This window comes from Gluconobacter sp. P1D12_c, from assembly GCF_018812105.1.
Classification (GTDB): domain Bacteria; phylum Pseudomonadota; class Alphaproteobacteria; order Acetobacterales; family Acetobacteraceae; genus Gluconobacter; species Gluconobacter oxydans_A.
In genome coordinates, this window is record NZ_JACSIQ010000001.1 from 1 (window position 1) to 16,613 (window position 16,613).

A 16,613-nucleotide genomic window follows, 5' to 3' on the forward strand; every position below is an offset into this window, starting at 1 on the left:
AACGTYAGGCTTAATTGAAGCATCTTAAAAAGATACATCAGCGTCTAACACTTCGACACTCAGGTCTCAGGAAAATAATCCCAAAACCAGCAGCACCAAAACGCCGCCAACATATCCCTTCCAATTCCATATTCAATTTTCAAAGATCARCATCTCAACCAACCCCGCCAGACCCTCGAAGAAGGCCCCGCCGCGTCGGTGAACGGGCTTATACGGCCACCCACACACACCGTCAATCAAAAAATCATATAAAAATCAAAAAAGTTGCTGAAATTTTTCCTGACGACTCAAACCGTGCTCTCACGCCTTTTAACGCTGGCTGCACGCCCTTAAGATTCTAGCTGTATAAGTCCCTCACGCTGAACCATGACATTACTCACCTGAACTTAACGCTTATAGTGGATCATCATATGGCGTGCGGCACGCCACACACATTTTGTGAGCCGTTTTCGTTTCTGGAGTCCCCGAATGACGGTTGATGCACTTCTCTCAAACAGCAAACAACTCTCACCAGACGAAGTCGAGTGGCAGCTCATTATCGATGCCATTGACCCCACCATCCGTTCTGCGGTTGCCGAAATGGTAGAGAACCATGCTGCTGCAAGTGTGGAAGTCTTCTATTCGACCCTCCTGACCCACCCTGAAGCAACGCCTTTTCTTTCCAACCAGATTGTTAACGACCATCTTCATTCCGCCTTGCTGAAATGGCTGCAATCTCTCTTCTCATCTACAGCGCCCGACCTCGCGCAGCTTGTAGCGACGCAGCGCCGGATCGGATTGGTCCACGCCCGCATGCGCGTCCCGATGCACGTCGTCATGCATGGAGCACGCCTTCTTAAAAACACTTTGAGAAAACTACTTTTCGAGATTTTCCTCACGCCTGCCGATCTATCGACCGCCATCGACTACATCGAAAACATGATGGATCTGGCTATCGAAATGATGAGCCGAGAGTTTGTAAGGGATCTACAAAAAGAAATTGAGACAGACGAAGCGTATCGACTTGTTACGCTCGGACAGGACGTCACTCTTGAACGAGAGGTTCAACGTGCAGCACTCCTTGACTGGGGGCACAAGATTTTACTCGCCATTTGCTGCAACGCTCCCCCTCCCCTCCCCTCACTAGAAAGTTCAGGATTTGGGCTTTGGCTTAATCACAAAGGAAGCCTCCTGTTTCCGAATACGATGGGTATCGAGCACATTCGAACGTCAATGCGCCGTATAGATCGTGTTCTCATTCCAGCTCTATCGGCTCAGGTTCCCCCTGACACAGCTCGCATTCATGAGCTACAGGCCCAGATAGAAGAAATCCGCTTTCTCATGGATGATCTCTTTAAAGAGAGTGAGGCACTTGAAAGCGGGCGCGATCCTTTAACCTCAACGCTCAATCGTCGTTTTCTACCGACGATCATGGCGAGGGAAGTCGCGCAATCTCTCCGTCGGGAAGTTCCGTTCAGCATTCTTATGATCGACATTGATCATTTCAAATCGATCAATGATCGCTACGGGCACACTGGTGGGGACGCCGTCTTGAGAGGGGTAGCCGAAAAGCTAATCTCATCCTGCCGGACGAGCGACTTTATCTTCCGGTATGGTGGTGAAGAGTTTCTAATCGCGTTGGTTGAGACGGATATAAAGAGAGCGTTCCAGGTTGCGGAGCATATTCGCGAAAACGTCACGCATATTCTCACTCAGCCAACAGGTTCTTCGTTTTCTGTGACTGTTTCGATCGGAGTGGCCACATTTGATGGACATCCGGACTATACCCATCTCATCGAAGATGCCGATCGCGCCCTCTATTATGCCAAAGCTGAAGGAAGAAATCGAAGCGTCATTGCTACCGATGCTTTAGCGAGCCTTCCGCAGCTTCAGTAAATTTATATACTCTAGGAAAAACACTCTTATCTGAATTTGTTCTTACACAAATTCAGATAAGAGAAGCGCACTTGAGAGCTTACTGCTCGTTCATTGCGGTATTCAGGATTGCAGCAAGACGGACACCTGCCTGCTGCAACCGAAGCTCGATGATTGGCCAAGCAAGAGCTGTATAGGCGTCCTTAATATCTGCCCCTTTAATCTGGGGAAGTGCGCCATAAGCAACAGACCGTGCCAGGGAATGGCTTTCGTCAGCCCAATCAATAACGGCATGGCGAACATCACCACCAGAAAGATCAGCTACCCAGTATGCCGTCTCATCAGGTGTGATAGTCGCCCCCAGTCGAGTGGCTTCATCACGAGCACGACTGAAGTCGATGGAATAATGAGGCCCAACAACCAAATTAGCCTGCCGATCCAGCACGCCTTCATCCCATAGGGCATGAAGATTCATATGCCCATTTGCGGTATCGCCAAAATATGACAGGCGGATAGCATTCCCGCCTTTATCATTATTCCGCTCCGCAGCATGCAACGGCTGATGCAAGTCGCCAACCAGATGTACAACCCACTTCAAAGCATAAAGCCGCCGCTCCGGAGAGGCCGTGTGATCAGCGAGCGTTTTTTCCAGCTCGGGCAGTTTCTCAACAACGCAGTTTCCATCCGCACAGTCGCGGGCCTGGTCATATGCTGGCTGAGAAACGTCTGTATCAACGTAATGCCAAAGTAGCGTCTCTGGCTCTCCGCCCTTCTTTTTGGGAACATGTCCGATCGTATCTGGCCATGATGCCACCTGATCCAGCGTTTGATGACCTTCCATTGCCAAAAGTGCCGTTGTTGCTTTCGCAGCCGCTGGCGTCAGGCGATCCTGCGCAATATCCGCGACAATCGCATGACCATACGGTCCCCAGGCGAACGCCTGAGAAGTCATTCCTATCGTAGCAGCACAAAGCAAAGGGACAGAAAGAAGCCAGGAGCGCATAAAAGAACCATCTCGGACGTTATGAAGTCTGATTGCTTTTCTCACCCTTCCCAAACACTCACAAGTGACTCTCTCGGTACACTGAAGCGATTAAAATGACCGAACGGTTCGGCCTACCCCTTCCCTCATGGCTTCTGACCTCGTAGAGAGGATAAAGACTAAAATGACTGAAATGGCGTGACGCAATTGCAAAAGCCACCTGCCCCGCTAGACCCGTCTCAATCTCCGCAGTGGAGCCTTACGTCAGAAGGGAACAGCCCTCTTCTGACACTTCGGGGTGTGTGGCTGGCAAGAACAGGAAACATTCCTCAGTTTCCGAAAGACGGGCTGCGTGCAGCGCCTGCTGGAAGCACCATCACTTTTGATATGTCCCCCATCACCGACTGGGACACAGGGCTAATCGCATTTCTTTGGGACATTAAACGGAGCGGGCACGACAGACATATTACTCTGGATGCTCAAAGCTTACCGGCCCCTGTAAGACAGCTTCTCGAACTCCTACCCGACGCCTCTGATGGTCCTCCTCCCGCGTCCGCCAAGCGTCTCCCTGTTCTTGAACAGATTGGCGGACACACGATCAGTAGCCTCACTGAAATCGGTACTGTTACGAGTTTAGGTGGAATGACCCTTCGCGGAGGGCTTCAGGCCCTTACGGGGCGAAGCCGGATGCGTCTTTCAGATCTTCTGAGTGACACTGCAAATGCCGGCCCTCAGGCATTGCTGATTGTAGGCATCGTCAATTTTTTGATTGGTGCCATTCTTGCGTTCGTTGGGGCGGTTGAGCTTCAGAAATTTGCTGCCGGTATTTACGTTGCAAGCCTTGTTGGCATCGCCATGGTTCGCGAAATGGCCGCCGTCATGACCGCCATCATCATGGCAGGACGAACCGGAGGCGCATATGCAGCGCGCATTTCCACCATGCAGGGCAATGAAGAAATTGATGCCCTCAACGTCTTCGGCATTCCAACATCCACTTACCTGATACTTCCGGCAGTTCTATCGCTCGTTATCACGATGCCATTTCTCTACCTCTACGGCTGCCTGATCGGCATGCTGGGAGGGTTCGTGGTCGCAATTTCCATGCTCGATATTACGGCTGCTGGCTATTTTCATCAGACGATCACGTCCTTCGGTATCGGCCAGTTTATTTTCGCATTTGTTAAAAGCATTGTCTTCGGTGCCTTCATCGGGCTGACCAGCTGCCGAATTGGCTTGAAGGCCGGACGATCAGCCGCTGATGTCGGCATCGCGGCTACTCGGGCTGTTGTGGTGGGAATTGTCGGGGTCATTGCGATTGACGCCATTTTCGCCGTTATCGCCGACGTGCTGGGAATCTGACACATGACCGATACCCGAAAAACCGTTCTTTCAATGCAGGATGTCACTCTCGCATTTGGACCGAAGGTTATTCAGAAGAACATCTCTTTAGAAGTTAAGAAGGGCAGTATTTTTGCCGTTATGGGCGGCTCTGGCTGCGGCAAGAGTACACTTCTGAAAAGTATGATCGGCCTGCTTCGCCCCACGGCTGGCGAATATCAGGTCGATGGCGAAGATTACTGGTCTGGCACTGAAGCAGAACGAACAGAGCTCAACCACAGGTTCGGCGTTCTTTTCCAAAGCGGCGCTCTATGGAGTTCCATGACACTCGGGGAGAATGTCGCCCTTCCCCTTCAGATGTTCACGGATCTCAAACCAGATGTCATTCGTCGGCTCGTGGAACTCAAACTAGGGTTTGTAGGTCTCCTGCCAGCCATCGACATGTCTCCATCAGAAATCAGTGGTGGCATGCGCAAGCGTGCTGGTCTCGCGCGGGCCATCGCACTGGATCCGGATATCCTGTTTTTTGACGAACCCTCTGCGGGTCTGGACCCCATCACGTCTGCCCGCCTGGATGACCTGATCCTCAATCTCCGAGATGGTCTCGGCGCGACGGTCGTTATCGTCAGCCATGAACTCTCCAGTCTGTTTCATATCGCCGACGATGGCATATTTCTGGACGCTAAAAGCAAAATCCCCATCGCACATGGCTCTCCGCGAGACCTGCGCGACCACTGCGACGAACCTCAGGTCCATGCTTTCATGCATCGGGAACGCAACGAAGAAGGACGCAATTGATGAACAAGCAGGCTCTCGTAGGCGCCTTTGTTGTAGGTGGGATCGGTCTTGGCGTGGCAGCTTTTGTGCTGTTCGGCAATTTCCATCCCTTCACCCGTATGGAAAAAGCTGTCCTTATTTTTCATGGCGCATCGTCCGGCCTATCCGTGGGGGCGCCCGTTACCTTCCGTGGGGTTCAGGTGGGCGCGGTCGATAAGGTCGTCATCGAATATAACCCGGAGACACGAGACGCCTATATTCCGGTCTATGTCACGATGCGGCCAGATAACATTACCCTTACAAACAGTAGTGCCCATCATTTTCCAACAATCCGGGACCTCGTATCCCAAGGCCTCCGTGGAGAAATGAATCTCAAGAGTTTTGTCACAGGCTCTTCAGAGATCGACCTCGATTTTGCGCCTGATACGCCAGCAGTCATGCATCCTGACATTGCCACCCTTACGGAAATTCCGACAAAGCAGTCTTCCATCCAGGCGATGACCCAAACCCTGCAGAACCTGCCTATAAAAGAGCTCGGCGACAACGCTAACGCGACCCTCGCAGCTGTCCGGGAGCTTTCTGACAAGCTGGACAGGGATATGCCGACCCTGATCGAAAGTATTCGTGCGACATCCGACCATAGTCGCGACATGATCGATGCAAGCAAAGACCTTGTTACGCACCTTCAACCGGAGCTTGAACATACCCTCAACAGCCTGAACCGACTGGCTGATGCCGGGTCCGATCAATTGACTGCACGTGGCAAAGAGCTTCAGGCCCTTCTGCTGAGCAGCAATCAGACGATCCAGAAGGCTGGTGAGAGTCTGAACAATATTCAGAGCATTACATCTCCGCGCTCAGCGGACAGGGCTAACCTCGAAGCCAGCCTGCGCGATATCGCAGCAGCAGCCTCTGCCCTACGCGGCTTCGCAAACGATGTTGAACGTAATCCGCAACTTCTTCTGACAGGACGTCACTGATGAGACTGCACCTCGCCTCGCTCACTCTTGCCGGACTGCTTCTCAGCGGCTGCACCTCTCCACCAGTGCGGTTTTATACGCTAGGCGCGCCCGCGATCGGAAATGATCTACCGCCCAGCACCGTATCGGCAACCGTATTAGCTGTCGATCCTGTCATCGTTCCTGACTACCTCGATAGTCAGGACATCCTTGTCAGAAATGGTGATCTTCTGGATCGCAGCGCGAATGGACGATGGGCAAGTCGCCTGTCCAGAGGCATTACAGATCTCGTGACAGCGCAGCTCTCTCGCAGCTGGCCTGCTGTGTTCGTCACCACCCATCCAACAGCAGGCTCTCCACAAACCCGGCTGGCGATTACTATCAACCGGCTGGATGTCACAAAAGCCGGTCAAGGTACGCTAGAAGCAGATTGGTCCTTTATCCCGGCAGACGAGCATTACCCGGTTGTACACCAGCGCGCCAGCTTCAGTACTCAGGGATCAACAGCCACGGATGACGGGATCACTGCCGTGACACGCGCGCTCGTCGATCAGCTTGCCGCTAAAATTGGAAATTCGTCCCCCGGAATGTGAGGGATTTTCAAATTTATGGAGGCCTTGGAAAAAAGACCTCCCCTTTGATCTGTCTAAGCTTCTGGCTGCGCATTCATCAAAGCAGCCACAGCATCCCATGTGGGAGCAGCATCAGCAGCGCCATGACGTGTTGTTGCGAGCGCCCCGCACGCTGACGCAACCCGGACAGCCTCATCGAGTAGCTTTCCCTGCGCCAGAGCAAATGCAAGCCCGGCATTGAAACAATCCCCAGCCGCCACAGTATCGATGGGCTCTATGTGGAATGGCGTACTGTGGCCGCTCCGTGTTCCATCATGCCAGAAAACGCCCCGGCCCCCCATTTTCACAAGGACGGATTTCACGCCCTTTGCCAGAAGCAAGTCCGCAGCCCTCGCCGCGTCTTCTACAGTTTCTGGCCGAATGCCTGTTAGCTGAAAAGTTTCACTTTCGTTCGGGGTTATAATATCGATTTCCTGCCAGAGCGCGTCCAGAAGCCCTTTTTCCGGTGCAGGCGCCGGATCGAGCACAACTATAGCACCCTTGGTCCGCGCTTTGCGGGCTGCTGCCAGAACTGCCTGCTGCGGCACTTCAAGTTGCAATAGAAGTACTGCCGCACGCTCAATCCAGTCTGACGCCGCGTCAACATCGGTTTCATCGACTGCCATGTTCGCACCACCAACGACGGTGATACAGTTTTCTCCGCTCCCATCTATACCAATCAGCGCAATTCCCGTGGCATGAGAAGCGTCTTCCTTTAGCGGAGAGAGATCCACCCCAAAGCGCTCCAGTTCCTGGCGCGCCTGCGCACCAAAACTGTCATGCCCGATACGCCCTGCCAACGCCACCTGCACGTCAGAGCCCGTCGCCAGGCGTCCAGCGGCAGCAGCTTGATTACTGCCTTTACCGCCGAGCATGACGGCATAGCTTTCACCATGTACGGTCTCTCCGGGGAGAGGCAAGCGAACAGCCCGCGCGGTTACATCAATATTAATGCTTCCGAAGGATAGGATCAGAGGCTTTGAGTTTGGCATCGGTTTGATCTCAGAAAATGCGAAGGATATTTCTTTAGCATTGGGACAGAGAAAGCGTCAGCAGCAAAGGAACATCTTGTTTCCACGGGCTTTTTTTTTGCATCCTTACTCCCGTAATTCCGCGATTGTTTTTTATTAAAAAGCCATGAATTTTTGATATTAATGGTTTCATTACTAGGATAGGGTTTCGCAGGCCTTGGGGAAACAAGGGGGCCTTTTACCGGCGTTTCCACAGCAGAACCAAAAACATTTTAACTGACAGGGTAAGTCTAATTATGTCCTCTGCCAATCGACAGACATCCTCTCGAACTGCCACGAAAAAGGTAGCGTCCACCTCTCGTAGCAAAAAAGCCACCCCTGTCGTTCTGGAGGCCGTTATCGAAGAGTCTCCTGTCGTGGTAGAGCCAGTTGAAATCACGGAAGAGCCTGCAAGCGGCCCATTTCTTCCTGACCTTGTCTGTGCTTTCGACAAGGCATGGTACATGCGCGAATACCCGGATGTGGCAGCATCTGGCCTGGATCCGGCAACGCATTATCGGGAAGCCGGATATCGGGAAGGTAGAAAACCCAATCGCTTTTTTGACCCGGAAAAGTATCGTGCAGCCAACCCGGATTTAATGGAGTATGAAGATGATCTTCTGATGCACTTCATCTTCTACGGTCTGAACGAAGGTCGCAGCATCAGCTAATCCCTCTTTCAGCTTATTACACAGCAGGGCGCAGACGTCTGTCATTTCATGAACCCATGCGCCCTGCAGCTTGCCCTTCCCTCCTGAACAGAAGAGAGTTGTATCTCCGAACTCTGTCAGGAGTCCCTGTCTCGTGAAAAAATCTCGCCCCCGTCTCGCTATCGATATGGATGAAGTGATTGCTGACGCCTTCACCGCTCAGCGCCTGTGGTACAAAGACACGCACGGATATCGCTGGACAGAAGACGAGTTGAAAGGGCACCATTTAGGGGATCTGGCAACTCCGGAACACGCTGCGGGAATGCAGGCACTTCTGCACGAGGGACACTTCTTTGCTGACCTTGAGATCATGCCCGGCGCCAGGGATGCGCTAAAATTTCTAAGCCAGCATTTCGACATTTTTATTACGACAGCCGCGATGGAATACCCGGCGTCCTGCGCTCCCAAGTTCCAATGGCTTCAGAAACACTTTCCCTTCATTCCCGCTCTAAACATCGTATTCTGCGGCCATAAAAGCATTCTTGCTGCCGATTTCCTTATTGATGACAACGTACGACATTTTCAGCATTTTCAAGGACAGGGAATTCTGTTCTCTGCTCGACACAACCTGAATGTGGAATGGTCTCCGCGGGTCGCTAACTGGAACGATGCCGTTGCATACCTGATGCAGCAGCATCCAGAAACAGAAGCTCCGTAAAACGCTTCTTTTGAAGCCTCGAAACCAGAAATTACAGCATTGTAAGCTAATAGTCTTTTTTGCTTTTGGATTTGTGGTTCTGTTTGAGATACAGGTTTTCACCCTAATTTTTTCAGCTTCTGGTCAGTGAGCACATTCCGTTTATGTCCACCCCTTATCGCGCTGGTGCGTTTCGCCTCTCCCCTGAAGATTATCGCGCGCTAACGGATGCCGCTCAGGCAAATCCAGAAGCATACTGGCAGGATCAGGGAAAAAGGCTGGACTGGATTAAAGTACCATCCCGCGCGCAGGACACGGGGACGGGGTGGTTTTCAGACGGAACGCTGAACGCCAGTTTCAATTGCCTGGACCGGCACCTCGAGACCCGTGCAGATCAGCCGGCTCTGATCTGGCAGGCAGAAGAAGCGGAGCACATCATCCGCCTCACATATCGTGACCTGCATGAGCGCGTATGCCGCTTGGCGAACGTTCTGCGCGATCATGGTATTCGTCGCGGTGATCGCGTTGCAGTTCACCTGCCAACCGTGATCGAAGGCGTCGTGAGCATGCTGGCCTGCGCACGGCTGGGTGCCATCCATGTCGTACTGTTCGGCGGCTTCTCGCCTGAGGCTATTGCAGACCGGTTGGCCGACAGTGGCGCCAGTCTGGTGATCACGGCCAATGTCGGGCGGCGTGGCGCGAAACGCATTCCTTTCAAGACGACAATGGACTCTGCTCTGAGCCTGCGTCCGGACAGTTTGTCCGTGAAGTACGTTCTGGTTGTTAGTGTCACAGACGAAGCCGTCCCCATGCAGGCGGGCCGTGATGACATGCTCAACCCACTGCTGGCATCGGCTTCAGCGGCTTGCCCAATTGAAACGATGGCCTCCACGGACCCGCTGTTCCTACTGTACACGTCCGGGAGCACAGGCAAGCCAAAGGGCATTGTGCACGGAACAGGCGGATACCTGACCTGGGCCTCCTACACACACGAACTTGTCTTTGATCATCAGGCTGGTGATGTGTTCTGGTGCACGGCCGATATCGGCTGGATTACCGGTCATACCTACGTGGTTTATGGCCCGCTCTCAAACGGTGGCACCGTTCTCCTGTTCGAGGGCATGCCGTCTCATCCGAAACCCGGTCGCTGGTGGGATGTTATTCAGGCCCATAAGGTCACCACATTCTATACATCTCCCACCGCCATTCGTGCCCTGATGCGCGAAGGAAACGATGTTCCCCGTGAATACGACCTGACCTCTTTGCGGGTACTTGGAACTGTCGGTGAGCCGATCAGTCAGGAGGCATGGTCCTGGTTCGATGATGTCATCGGTGGTGGGCGTTGTGCCTTCGTAGATACCTGGTGGCAGACTGAAAGCGGTGGCATCCTGATTTCGCCCGTCCCAGGGGCTGTCAAGGAAAAGCCAGCGTCTGCAACACTCCCACTTCCGGGCGTAAATCCCATCCTGGTAGACGACAAGGGACATCCGCTGGAGGGCGCAACAGAAGGTGTGCTCTGCCTTGATGGATCATGGCCGGGTCGCGCGCTGACGATCTGGAATGACGATGCGCTCTTTGAAACAACCTATCTTCGCCCCTACCCCGGCCATTACTTTACGGGCGATGGCGCACGACGGGACGAAGACGGCTATTACTGGATCACCGGTCGGGTTGATGACGTCATTAATGTTTCTGGGCATCGCATCGGCTCTGCCGAGATTGAAGACGCACTGGCTGCAGAACATGCGATTGTTGAAAGTGCCGCGATCGGTATTCCACATGACCTGAAAGGTCAGGGCATTGTCGTATATGCTGTGGCCCGTGATCCATCCCATCCCGATTTGGAAATGCTTGCCGTTCGCGCCATAGCTGCGAAAGTCGGGCGTTATGCGGTGCCGGAAAAAGTATATATCGTCCCTGATCTTCCAAAAACGCGCTCTGGCAAAAATGTCAGACGCCTGATGCGCAAAATTGCCTGCGGCGAAACTGACGGCCTTGGAGACCTCTCCACCTTGGCTGATCCAGAAATTGTGGAAGTTCTGATCGCTATTGTTCAGGGCTAACCAACCGGCACGATCAGCTTTTCCAACAAAAGCTGGTCGTTGTCCTGCGAGGTTAATGTGATGGAGCTTCCCTGGCGCCGAAAGCTTCCCGCATCATGGCGAACGGATGTTCTGGCAGGACTTTCGCTCGCTTTTACAAACATCCCGCAAGTCCTTGGCTATGCCCGCATTGCGGCCATGCCATCCGTCACCGGGCTTTATACAGTTCTTCTGCCTCTGGTGGGCTTTGCCGCCTTCGGCTCTTCCAGGCATCTTCTTGTCGCGGCAGATTCCGCCACTGCAGCCATTCTCTCTGGCGCCATTACAGCCATGGCTGCACCAGGAAGCGCGCACTACATGGCTTTGGTCAGCGCTACCGCGCTCCTTGCCGGGATGCTGCTTCTGGCCGCCAGATTGTTTCGCCTCGGTTTTTTGGCAGACTTTCTTTCTCGAACAGTCCTTGTTGGCTTCATGACAGGGGTCGGCGTCCAGATCGCCATTTCCATGTTTCACGACATGCTCGGCATCCAGACGACATCGCATAACCCCGCGAAGCAGGCGGTCGAAACTCTCACTCAGGCCGATCATCTCAACCTGACATCCACCCTTACCGCCGGCGCCACCGTAGGCGGCTTGCTCCTTCTAAACCGGTTTTTCCCACGATGCCCTGCCGCATTACTGGCCGTCGTTGGCGCTATTCTGGCAGACAGAACTATCCCATTCCTGACGCGGAATCTCCCGACGCTTGGCCCTATCCAAAGCGGAATGCCGACCTTCCAAATACCCATTATCAGCTGGAATGAACTGCTTGCGCTTTTTCCAGTGGCAGCCTCATGCGTCTTCGTCATCATCACCCAAAGCGCTGCGACATCCCGCGTGTACGCAACACAATTCGACGAAGAACTGAATGAGAACAGGGATCTGACGGGATTGGCAGCTGCCAACATACTTGCAGCAGTCAGTGGTACTTTCACGGTTAACGGCAGCCCAACCCAGACAGCTATGGCGGTACGAGCAGGTGCCCGGAGTCAGGTGGCACAAGTTGTCTTTTCTCTTTCCACCCTGATCGTGCTCCTCTTCCTCACCACGCCTTTGCAATACCTTCCACAATGCGTACTCGCCGCGATTGTCTTCACTGTCGCGCTGGGAATGATCGAAATCCGCGCACTTCTCTCAATCCGTCAGGAAAGCCCGGGGGAGTTCTGGCTTGCGCTTGTGACGGCGGCAGTCGTTGTTGGCGCCGGAGTAGAACAAGGCGTTCTGACAGCCATCGCCCTGTCGCTGTTTCGTCATGTGCGCCACAGTTACGATCCTCACACGGCCGTTCTCCAGCCCTTTACTCCTCAGGGAACACTGGAAGCCGTTCCAGCCCGCGGCGGCCTGGAGAGCGAGCCTGGGCTCATCATCTTCCGCTTTTGTGCTGACCTCTTCTACGCCAACTCTACTCGCTTCAACCGAGACATCCTGACGTTGCTTAGCGATGCCCCTCACCCCGTTCACTGCGTTCTCATTGAATGCAGCCCCATCACGGATATTGATTATTCGGCAGCCAACGACCTGCGCCTGTTACTCGCAACACTCAAACAGAGGCGGGTGACGATGATTTTTGGACGTGTAAGCCAGGATCTCAGGGCAGATATGAACCGGCATCATTTGATAGCCGCAATCGGTCCAGAAAATATTTTTGAAGAACTTCACACTGCCCTTGCCGCCGCCAGGCGTTATACAGACGCGACAAACCATACACCGGGTAGCTTCGTTCCAACACACACGCCATCATGATGACCTTCTGGACAACACCAAGATGATATCCCCCGCTTACTGGAAGACCGTCAGACCATGATGGATGGCGAACAGGACAAGAAAAAAGATCTCGGCAGGCGGCAAAGCAAAAAGGATCGCACCGCGACGGCCCTAGCGTGGGAGGCACTGCGACTGTTTTCTACTCAGGGATATGAAGAAACGTCTGTCGAGCAAATCGCGGAAGCTGCCAATGTCTCCCGCAGGACACTGTTTCGATACTTTTCAGGCAAGGGGGACATCATCCTGGCGTGGACCAGCGACATGACTCAGGCATTTAATGATGCGATTGCGTCTGCCAGTCCGGATGCTTCGCTGCAGGATATGGTCCTTCTGGCCCTTCTTCCGGTTGTTCGACGGATCACCGCCAACCGAGAATACGCCTACGCGCTCGTACAACTCCTTGAGCACGAACCCGCACTTCGGAGTGTCAGCCTGCAGAAATATGAGGAATGGGAAGAGGCGCTTGCCAAAGCCCTCATGGACCGCCTCCCCCCCACAGATATGCCATCACTGGCAGCGCGCCTGATTGCGCGGACTGCAATTGCAACTTATCGCACAGCTGTAGACGAATGGATGAAGACGGAAGGCCGCACAGATCTGGAACATATCCTGCGCCGTGCCTTTACGTTCCATCCTCTTCTCTGGATGGAAGACAGCCCTCTCAGCCTTGGCTGAAAGGGCTTTATTGCCTCAGAGATCCAGTTCAATCGTGAAGTGATACGTCCGCGGCAGGCCAGCAACCGCAGAGTTTGTAGCGCTTCCACCACCGTTGATGCTCGATGGGTAAACAGAAGCCCAATAGCTCTGGTTCGTGACGTTATCGACCCCGAAGCGGAACACGAGAGGCTGATGATAAACGTGCGTTGCATAGCGCGCGCCCAGATCCAGCGTCACATAAGATGGAGCAAACGTGGTGTTATATACATTGGCCGCCCGGCGCCCCATGTAATGCACGTTCGCATTGACAGCGCCGCCTTTAAGAAATGGCAGTCGATAATCAATCAACATGTTCGCCATCAAAGGTGGTACGCCAACAACCTGCTTGTAGGACGTCTTGGCCACACCCGTGTTCAAGAGTTGAGCATCCAGCCAGGTCATACCGCCCAGGATGCTCAGGTCCTGCGTCAGATTTCCGGAGGCCTGGAATTCAACGCCATAGTTCCGCTGCACACCGTAATTGGAATAAACATACGTAACAGGGTCTGTATAGGCGAATGGACGTGACATTCTAAAGCCGGCAATATTCAGCTGCAGTCTCTTGGCCACCAAAATCTTGTAACCAACCTCATACTCTTCTGAACGCAGGGGAGCTGTCACTTCGTTTTCATTCACAGCACCTGCTGGCGCCGAAGTACCAGCCTGCAAGGACCGCCCCCAGGTGAAGTAAGCCGTCTGATTGGCTGCCGGCTTATAAAGCAGACTTGTCATCGGGCTAAAGGCAGCGGCACGACTGTAGGACGACGTTTTCGTGCCACTCGTTCCATAGTTATTGGTGCTCAGCCAACTCCAGGCCAGCGTCCCCATGATGGACCAGTGCTTGCCCAGAGAAATCGTATCCCCGGCCAGCAGGGACTGCGTCATGGTATCGGCAGATTTATAACGTCCGGAATAATAAGGCTGTGCACTCGGAAATCTTTGGGGGTTACCAATTGTCGCCTGTCCCAGAGTCAAAGTACCGGTCGATGACGTCGGGTTGTAGTTCCCCATGACGTAGCCGTTGGTTCCAATCTCGATCTGGTGCTTCAGTGGGCCCGTATGGAACGATCCATTCAAATAAGCCATATTGCTGCCCGCTACGAAATCATTCGCCGTCGTCGCAGCTGAGATTGTCTGACGGTAAAGTCCCGCAGAGTTCAGCAGCTGGTTACCCGTACTGAAAACATTTCTGGCAGCATTCTGCCACATCCCACCCAGCTTCAGGCTCCAGTCATCATTGAAGTGATGAATGATCTTCATCAGGGCAGTATCGGTTTCCATGTTGTAACCGGCTTGCTTCTGACCGTATCCCTTCTGGCTAAGATCAGGAGCATCCGGTAGCTGAATAGTCGTTGCGTACGAAAAGCCACCCGGATAGCCGCGCTGGGCATAAGTGTACTGGCTGGCATCAATCTGGATGACTGTCTTCGGTGAAAGGTGAATGTCGAAATCACCGCTCACCAGGTTACGCCGCAGGTGGGAGTCTGCGACGTACCCCTCTCCGTTCTGGTTCAACAGGTTCAGGCGGTAGCCAAACCACTTGTTGTGGCCGACCCGACCTGAGACATCGAGACTTTCCATGGGGGCGCCAATGGAATCAACACCCACAACAAAACGCTCTGTCTGTCGGTCCGTCGGACGCTTCAATGTGAAGTCAAATGTGCCCGCCGGATTTTGCGGACCATACACCGCACCAGCCAACCCATTCAGAACCTGGACACTATCAAACTGCTCCGCAGCATAAGGTGTGGTGATGACCATGTTGAGGCCATCCATGCGCGTATTGGCAATAACGTCGCCCTCAAACCCACGGGACTGAGGCCGACTGGTATTCGGATCACCGCGCATTTCAAGCTGGGCAGATGGCACGAATGCAATCAGATCATTGATGTTTCTGGTCTGCTGGTTAACCAAAACGTCGTGGGGCACCACCATGACAGACATCGGCGTGTCCAGAATGGATCGCGTGCCAAGGGGGCCAAGAGAGGCTTCCTTCGTGCGGTATTCTGCTGCCGTGCCACTTCCGTTACGACGATGAACAGTGATATTCTCAGGTTCAGACGCGCGTACAGACTTCTTCGCGGCTGCTTCCGGAGTAGCTTTTTCTTTGGTTTCTGCCGCATAAGAGGGAACATTGCCCATGACAGATCCAGCCAGAAGGTACAAAGCCAGCCGCGAGAGTTTCATGCCTGAATCCTGTTCGTTGTTCTAAATTCTCCGCACCTTCTACATTTTGGCACTCAGTGCCACAATTTGAGTTTGCTCAAACTGCCTGATGTGGCGATCTTTTGAGGCGCACTGTCTCTTCAGAAACACAGTTCGTCATGGTCTGCATTCCGGAGCGCCGTTCTCTTAACTGGGATGTGCTGCTGGAAACCGCCAGAAAGCGGCTTTCTTTAATGCCCGATGTATCGTCCAGGCCGATGGAACACCATGAGCACACTGCTCATGGCAAAAGCGCTTACGGCTGACAGAACAGCCTTTTCCCACGGCAAAAAGAAAGCAGACAGCGTCAGAATGGCTGCATCAATCATGATCTGAACGCGGCCGGCGTTCAGGCCACGGCTTTTCTGAAGCCAGAGCGTGATAACGCCTGTCCCGCCTACACCCGCCTGATGACGAGCCAACGAGAGAATACCCATCCCAATCACTGTCCCGCCGAATATCGCCGCGAACAGAGGCTGGACATACGCAAGTTCCATAACGCTCGGAATAACGCTCGCGAGGGCAGTAATACCAAAACTGGCAATCGTGGTCTTAAGCGCGAAACGGGCACCCATGGCGCGAACGGCAAAAAGAAGAAACGGTATGTTGATGACCGTGAACAGATTTCCAGGCGTCATCGGCACGATATAGGACAACAACAAGGCAATACCTGCCACACCACCGGTCACAAGCCCGGCCTTGTGCAGACACATCAGCCCCATCACAATCAGAGAACAACCAATCAGGAAGGCGTAAACATCTTCTGCGTGGGAGTGACGCAGCCCTGGGCCATAAGGCGAAGTCATATCCGGAAATCCAGTCGATCGGCGGCTAAAGCTTTAAAAATAGCCGCGTCAGATCCATGAGAATTTCGCCAGATAGTGTAGTCTTTGCCCCCTGCACAGCCCCTTTCATTCCAAGGGAATATTGTTTCAATCGGGCTTCCCTATTCTTGTTTGAAACTGCTGATAGCAACCCGTTTGCGTATG

The 16,613-nt window shown here is 53.4% G+C and carries 14 protein-coding genes; 10 read left to right on the forward strand and 4 right to left on the reverse strand.

Going from position 1 to position 16,613, the window contains the following annotated elements; all coding sequences use genetic code 11:
• The first annotated feature begins 468 nt into the window (after window positions 1-468).
• Window positions 469-1,875, forward strand: coding sequence for a diguanylate cyclase (locus tag KP705_RS00005; protein ID WP_046899471.1), 1,407 nt, complete (start codon window positions 469-471; stop codon window positions 1,873-1,875).
• 79 nt (window positions 1,876-1,954) lie between these two features.
• Here the strand turns inward: KP705_RS00005 and KP705_RS00010 are convergent, their stop codons facing one another.
• A complete protein-coding gene (locus KP705_RS00010; RefSeq protein WP_252348148.1) occupies window positions 1,955-2,806 on the reverse strand; it encodes a S1/P1 nuclease in 852 nt (283 codons plus the stop codon).
• Window positions 2,807-3,121: 315 nt separating this feature from the next.
• On the opposite strand from KP705_RS00010, the gene KP705_RS00015 reads away from it, so the two are divergent.
• The 4 genes from KP705_RS00015 to KP705_RS00030 are packed head-to-tail and all read left to right on the forward strand — an operon-like array spanning window position 3,122 to window position 6,503.
• A complete protein-coding gene (locus tag KP705_RS00015; RefSeq protein ID WP_374195547.1) occupies window positions 3,122-4,195 on the forward strand; it encodes an ABC transporter permease in 1,074 nt (357 codons plus the stop codon).
• Window positions 4,196-4,198: 3 nt separating this feature from the next.
• Window positions 4,199-4,972: an ABC transporter ATP-binding protein gene (locus KP705_RS00020; RefSeq protein ID WP_046899474.1), complete on the forward strand. Its 774-nt coding sequence runs from the start codon at window positions 4,199-4,201 to the stop codon at window positions 4,970-4,972.
• The gene (locus KP705_RS00025) at window positions 4,972-5,931 is read left to right on the forward strand and encodes an MlaD family protein (protein WP_046899475.1); all 960 of its coding nucleotides are present in this window, start codon (window positions 4,972-4,974) and stop codon (window positions 5,929-5,931) included. Before KP705_RS00020 ends, KP705_RS00025 begins: the two co-directional genes overlap by 1 nt.
• Window positions 5,931-6,503: a membrane integrity-associated transporter subunit PqiC gene (locus tag KP705_RS00030; protein ID WP_215763787.1), complete on the forward strand. Its 573-nt coding sequence runs from the start codon at window positions 5,931-5,933 to the stop codon at window positions 6,501-6,503. Before KP705_RS00025 ends, KP705_RS00030 begins: the two co-directional genes overlap by 1 nt.
• 53 nt (window positions 6,504-6,556) lie before the next feature.
• Here the strand turns inward: KP705_RS00030 and KP705_RS00035 are convergent, their stop codons facing one another.
• Window positions 6,557-7,513: a ribokinase gene (locus KP705_RS00035; protein ID WP_046899477.1), complete on the reverse strand. Its 957-nt coding sequence runs from the start codon at window positions 7,511-7,513 to the stop codon at window positions 6,557-6,559.
• A gap of 275 nt (window positions 7,514-7,788) precedes the next feature.
• On the opposite strand from KP705_RS00035, the gene KP705_RS00040 reads away from it, so the two are divergent.
• The 5 genes from KP705_RS00040 (at window position 7,789) to KP705_RS00060 (ending at window position 13,398) form a co-directional block, all read left to right on the forward strand.
• The gene (locus tag KP705_RS00040; RefSeq protein ID WP_046899478.1) at window positions 7,789-8,202 is read left to right on the forward strand and encodes a hypothetical protein; all 414 of its coding nucleotides are present in this window, start codon (window positions 7,789-7,791) and stop codon (window positions 8,200-8,202) included.
• 133 nt (window positions 8,203-8,335) lie between these two features.
• A complete protein-coding gene (locus tag KP705_RS00045; RefSeq protein WP_046899479.1) occupies window positions 8,336-8,899 on the forward strand; it encodes a 5' nucleotidase, NT5C type in 564 nt (187 codons plus the stop codon).
• A 143-nt stretch (window positions 8,900-9,042) separates the two neighbouring features.
• Window positions 9,043-10,941, forward strand: coding sequence for an acetate--CoA ligase (acs, locus tag KP705_RS00050; protein WP_215763788.1), 1,899 nt, complete (start codon window positions 9,043-9,045; stop codon window positions 10,939-10,941).
• Window positions 10,942-11,001: 60 nt separating this feature from the next.
• Window positions 11,002-12,702, forward strand: coding sequence for a SulP family inorganic anion transporter (locus KP705_RS00055; RefSeq protein WP_215763789.1), 1,701 nt, complete (start codon window positions 11,002-11,004; stop codon window positions 12,700-12,702).
• A gap of 57 nt (window positions 12,703-12,759) precedes the next feature.
• Window positions 12,760-13,398 carry a TetR family transcriptional regulator gene (locus KP705_RS00060; RefSeq protein WP_086633914.1) on the forward strand — a complete coding sequence of 213 codons (639 nt, stop codon included), beginning with the start codon at window positions 12,760-12,762 and terminating at the stop codon, window positions 13,396-13,398.
• A gap of 15 nt (window positions 13,399-13,413) precedes the next feature.
• On the opposite strand, the gene KP705_RS00065 is transcribed toward KP705_RS00060, so the two are convergent.
• Window positions 13,414-15,606, reverse strand: a complete 2,193-nt coding sequence (locus KP705_RS00065) for a TonB-dependent siderophore receptor (RefSeq protein WP_203548652.1) — start codon at window positions 15,604-15,606, stop codon at window positions 13,414-13,416.
• A gap of 209 nt (window positions 15,607-15,815) precedes the next feature.
• Window positions 15,816-16,430: a YitT family protein gene (locus tag KP705_RS00070; RefSeq protein WP_046899483.1), complete on the reverse strand. Its 615-nt coding sequence runs from the start codon at window positions 16,428-16,430 to the stop codon at window positions 15,816-15,818.
• Between the last annotated feature and the right edge of the window lie 183 nt (window positions 16,431-16,613).

Excerpts from the sequence above, each read along its gene's own strand:
- KP705_RS00005 (WP_046899471.1), top strand. The coding sequence starts at position 469 with ATGACGGTTGATGCACTTCTCTCAAACAGCAAACAACTCTCACCAGAC.
- KP705_RS00010 (WP_252348148.1), bottom strand. The coding sequence starts at position 2,806 with ATGACTTCTCAGGCGTTCGCCTGGGGACCGTATGGTCATGCGATTGTC.
- KP705_RS00020 (WP_046899474.1), top strand. The coding sequence starts at position 4,199 with ATGACCGATACCCGAAAAACCGTTCTTTCAATGCAGGATGTCACTCTC.
- KP705_RS00025 (WP_046899475.1), top strand. The coding sequence starts at position 4,972 with ATGAACAAGCAGGCTCTCGTAGGCGCCTTTGTTGTAGGTGGGATCGGT.
- KP705_RS00030 (WP_215763787.1), top strand. The coding sequence starts at position 5,931 with ATGAGACTGCACCTCGCCTCGCTCACTCTTGCCGGACTGCTTCTCAGC.
- KP705_RS00035 (WP_046899477.1), bottom strand. The coding sequence starts at position 7,513 with ATGCCAAACTCAAAGCCTCTGATCCTATCCTTCGGAAGCATTAATATT.
- KP705_RS00040 (WP_046899478.1), top strand. The coding sequence starts at position 7,789 with ATGTCCTCTGCCAATCGACAGACATCCTCTCGAACTGCCACGAAAAAG.
- acs (WP_215763788.1), top strand. The coding sequence starts at position 9,043 with ATGTCCACCCCTTATCGCGCTGGTGCGTTTCGCCTCTCCCCTGAAGAT.
- KP705_RS00055 (WP_215763789.1), top strand. The coding sequence starts at position 11,002 with ATGGAGCTTCCCTGGCGCCGAAAGCTTCCCGCATCATGGCGAACGGAT.
- KP705_RS00060 (WP_086633914.1), top strand. The coding sequence starts at position 12,760 with ATGATGGATGGCGAACAGGACAAGAAAAAAGATCTCGGCAGGCGGCAA.
- KP705_RS00065 (WP_203548652.1), bottom strand. The coding sequence starts at position 15,606 with ATGAAACTCTCGCGGCTGGCTTTGTACCTTCTGGCTGGATCTGTCATG.
- KP705_RS00070 (WP_046899483.1), bottom strand. The coding sequence starts at position 16,430 with ATGACTTCGCCTTATGGCCCAGGGCTGCGTCACTCCCACGCAGAAGAT.